This is a genomic window from Rhizobium ecuadorense (assembly GCF_001187535.1).
GTDB classification, from domain to species: Bacteria; Pseudomonadota; Alphaproteobacteria; order Rhizobiales; family Rhizobiaceae; genus Rhizobium; species Rhizobium ecuadorense.
The window spans coordinates 1-353 of record NZ_LFIO01000734.1; the positions used below are offsets into that span (position 1 = coordinate 1).

A 353-nucleotide genomic window follows, 5' to 3' on the forward strand; every position below is an offset into this window, starting at 1 on the left:
GCACCGGCCCCTACAAGATGACGAGCTTCGAGCCCGGCGTCCGCGCCACCTTCGAAAAGAACAAGGACGACTGGCGCTCCGACCGGGGTTATGTCGATTCGATCGAAATCATCGGCATGAACGACGCCACCGCCCGCATCGCGGCATTGTCGTCCGGCCAGGTGCACTACATCAACCGCGTCGACCCGAAGACCGTCAATTTGCTGAAGCGTGCGCCGAATGTCGAGATCCTCTCGACTGCCGGCCGCGGCCACTACGTCTTCATCATGCATTGCGACAAGGCGCCGTTCGACAACAACGACCTGCGCCTGGCCCTCAAATACGCCATGGATCGCGAGACCATGGTGCAGAAG

General features: G+C 61.2%; 1 protein-coding gene. It reads left to right on the forward strand.

Annotated features, from left to right (window positions below):
* A partial coding sequence (locus tag AF337_RS13620; RefSeq protein ID WP_244471248.1) for an ABC transporter substrate-binding protein occupies positions 1-353 on the forward strand: 353 nt, incomplete at both ends.